Raw genomic sequence first — 3609 nt, 5'->3', positions numbered from 1 at the left:
GTCCGCCGGTGTCGCGCACGGTCACGGTGACCCTGGGCATCACGCCACCGCCCGGTACACGGCCACCGTGCCGTTGTCCGACACCCCGTTCTTCTCGAACATCGGGGTGTCGGTCGGGATGTGATGGATGTTGTTGTAGAGCGTGTTCACCACGATCTCGTGGACGCCGGTCAGAGTGCCGTTCGAAGCCTCGAACCGGCCGGTCTGCTCGGCGTCGGTGTTGACCCGCTTGGCCGTGAAGGCGCTCAGCGGCGGCGGGTCGTCGCCGGGCCAACCGGTGACCTCGATGTACTTGAAGCCCTTGTAGGAGAACTTGGGCATCCAGGTCTCCGGCTCGCCGGTCCCGGCCAGCGTGAAGTAGTCGGTTTGGAAGCCGGCCTGGAAGCCACCGTTGTTGCTCATGTTGACGCGGCCGTTGGCCAGCAGCTTCTCCGCGTGGGCGGCCCGGATCGTGGTGCCCGCCGGGCCCTGGACGGTGTACTCGACCATGCCGGCGATGACGTTGGGGAACTCCACCACGTAGACACCCGGCGCGGGCTCCGTGATGCCGACCGCGGGGAAGGACCGGGTGACCCGGACCGGTTGCTGGCGCTGGTTCACCAGGACACCGCGCGGCCCGGCCGCGATCCTCGGGACACCCCACGCCGAATCGTCGAAGCGGGCGGAGTTCCAGCCCGGGACCGCGAAGCGCGCGTCGTAGCGCTCACCGGCGTAGAGGTCGTCGAAACGGGTCGGGCCCTCACGGTAGGTCCAGGAGTCGTCCGTCACCACGCGCTCGGTGCTGCCGTCGGCGTACTCGATGTGCAGGACGCCTCGGGCCATCGGCTCGTCACGCCAGGTCGGCCGCTCCCAGTTCCAGACGTTGCCGCCGGTCATCGAGAAGAACTCGCGGCCGAGCTCCATACCGATCGCGTTCGGCCCCTCGACCAGCCGGTCGGTGACGTCGAACGCCGCGTACTGCACGCTGTCGTCGTAGTCGGTGAAGCCCGGGGAAAGCATGGCATCGCTGACGGGAGACCCGTTGAGGCTGACGTCGGCGTAGCCGCCGGCCGCGACGTAGTACGTCGCGTTGCGCACCGGCCCGTTGACGGCGAACTCCTTGCGCAGCAGCGGGGCAGCGGCCGGCGCAGGTGCCAGGACCGTGTTGACGGTCCCCACGAGCTCCAGCGAGCCGTTGACGACCGTGCCGCCGCTGAACGGGTTGTAGCCGGTGGAGAAGTCGATGTCGGCCAGCACCTGGCTGTCCTCGGTCCGGGTCACCTTGACCGCGTGGGCCCGCGACCGCTCCGGCTGCCCGCTTGCGAAGTCGGAGCGGAAGCCGATGAAGCCGCGCTGCATGGTGCCGGCCTGCGTGACGTTGCGCGATTCGACCTCGATCCCGTTGATGCGGGTGACCACGTGGACGCTGGAGGGGTCGGTGCCCGGTCCCACGGTGACACTCAGTTTGTTGGACTGCGTGGTGAGCTGGTTGACCGTCACCGCCGAGGAGATGTCGATGCCGGGGTTCGCCAGGAGGGTGTAGTTCCCGTTCACGCGACGGTGGGGGCGCAGGCGCGGCACGCCACCGTCGACGGAGACCTGCCACATCAGGGCGTTGTTGGGGTTCGGCGCCCGCACGAAGGCACCGAACGCGACGTGGTCGATGGTGAAGTCGAACTCCGCGGTGTAGTTGTCCCACCCGACGAGCGGGTCGCGCGACGGCGGCTGCGCGCCGATCCACCTGCTGCCGCCCCAGTCGGCGGCGGTGATCAACCCCGTCCGGAACTGTGACGACCCGCTGGCCTCGCCCGCGGTAGTGACCACGTCGACCGTCCACTCGTACCCGGTCGTCGACTTTAGGACCGGTCCGCCGTACTCCACGTCGAAGGACCGGTCGGACTCGACGACCCCGCTGTCCCAGACGACATCCCCTCCCGTGGTGATCCGCACCCGGTACGACTCCTGACGGACGTCGCGTGCCGTGGTGCTGATGATCCACGAGAACCGGGGACGGTCGAGGTCGATGCCGACGGGCTCGGGCTTGCGCTCGACCTTGAGGTCGACGAGCTTCACTAGCTCCACCCCATCACCCTGCGCCGGCCGCGCGCTCGCGCTCACCGCCGGCGCGCCGAGCCCGGTCAGGACCAGCGCCAGCACCGTCAGCACGCCGGCGAGGCGACGAACTCTGTCAGACATGTCCCGCATGGGGGCCACCTTCGGCTGGACGCTGCTGCGGCAGTGAAACGTTAAAGATGAACAGTAGGCAGGATTTCTCGCAACCACACCACTGGACCGGAAGAGCTGGCCGCTTTCGGCCACGTCTGTGAACCGAAACGCTTCATCGTGGCCCACGGGCGCCGGTCAGATCCATCCGGCTCGCGTCGCCTACACCACGATCTGGATGGTGGTGCGGACCGCGATCTGGCTCGACATGGTTGGAGCCGGCGGCGCACCGTGCGCTCGGACATGCCCATCAATCGATGAATCGCTTCGGCAAGATCCGCCGCTGCACCGACCGCGAGGCCAGAAACATCGACTTTTACCCGCACCTCGCCGCCGCCATCGTCACGATCCGTCAACTCATCCGCCGCGCCCGGACCCTCTACCGCTGGGACAAGCGCCGCACCACCCGCCGCCTCAAGTAACACCTATAGCCGGTCGCTCCCAAGAGATCCTAATAAAACGATCTCCGATCCTGTCATCCCTTGTCGACGGTGATCTATGATGTTGGGCCGTGAGGCGTGGCGAGCAGCCGCCGTGGATCGTGCCGGACGGGCTGTGGCAGCGCATCGAGCAGGTGCTGCCCAAACCTGAGCGCAATCCGCGGTATCCGGGACGTAAGCGGATCCCGGACCGGCAGGTGCTGTGTGGGATCGTTTTTTGCTGCACACCGGCGTCCAGTGGGAGTTCCTGCCCCAACAGCTGGGGTTCGGATCGGGGATGACCTGCTGGCGGCACTTGGAGGAGTGGAATCGGGCCGGGGTGTGGCAGCGGCTGCACGAGTTGCTGCTGGCCGAGTTTCAGGCAGCGGGCAAGTTGGACTGGTCCCGCGCGGTGATCGACACATGTACGGTCCGCCAGACGGGGCCCAAAAGCGGTCCGAGCCCGGTCGAGGGCGCCCGCCCGGGCTCGAAGCACCACGTCCTGACCGGGGGCGCTGGCATCCCCCTGACCGGCGGCAACCGCCACGACGTCACCCAACTACTCCCGCTGATCGACAAGATCCCGCCCGGACGCAATCGGCGCGGCCGGCAACGCCAGCGCCCCGACGCGTTGTTCGCCGACCGCGCCTACGACCACGACAAGTACCGCAAGGCGGTACGCGCCAAGGGCATCCGCCCGCGCATCGCCCGCCGTGGCCAGCCCCACGGCTCCGGCCTCGGTGTGTTCCGGTGGGTGATCGAACGGACAATCGCCTGGTAGCACGGCATGAAGCGGCTACGCATCCGCTGGGAACGCCGCGACGACATCCACGAAGCCTTCCTCGGCCTGGCTACCTGCATCATCACGTACCGGCACGTCGCACGACGTTGTTAGAGGGTGGTTCGGAAGCTTATGTCCGATGTGGAATTGGCGGTTCGTTAGAGGCCCTGTTGGTGGGGGTTACGTGGGCGGCGTCGGCGAGGCGAG

At 67.7% G+C, this 3609-nt stretch carries 1 protein-coding gene and 2 pseudogenes; 2 read left to right on the top strand and 1 reads right to left on the bottom strand.

Annotated features, from left to right (window positions below):
• Positions 1 to 39: 39 nt before the first annotated feature.
• On the bottom strand, positions 40 to 2175 hold the full coding sequence (locus AB0M52_RS32225) for a family 78 glycoside hydrolase catalytic domain (protein WP_363961510.1): 2136 nt from the start codon (positions 2173 to 2175) through the stop codon (positions 40 to 42).
• A gap of 284 nt (positions 2176 to 2459) precedes the next feature.
• Here AB0M52_RS32225 and AB0M52_RS32220 point away from each other — a divergent pair.
• Together AB0M52_RS32220 and AB0M52_RS32215 are read left to right on the top strand one after the other, a co-directional pair.
• Positions 2460 to 2624: pseudogene (locus tag AB0M52_RS32220) on the top strand (IS5/IS1182 family transposase); the annotation flags it as partial.
• 116 nt (positions 2625 to 2740) lie between these two features.
• Positions 2741 to 3516 (top strand): annotated as a pseudogene (locus AB0M52_RS32215) (IS5 family transposase).
• Positions 3517 to 3609 lie beyond the last annotated feature (93 nt).

This window comes from Micromonospora sp. NPDC051296, assembly GCF_040682255.1.
Lineage (GTDB): Bacteria > Actinomycetota > Actinomycetes > Mycobacteriales > Micromonosporaceae > Micromonospora > Micromonospora craterilacus.
This window is presented reverse-complemented; position numbering and strand designations above follow the sequence as displayed.

What these genes read in the sequence shown, in the direction of transcription:
- AB0M52_RS32225 (WP_363961510.1), bottom strand. Translation starts at nt 2,175, where the DNA reads ATGTCTGACAGAGTTCGTCGCCTCGCCGGCGTGCTGACGGTGCTGGCG.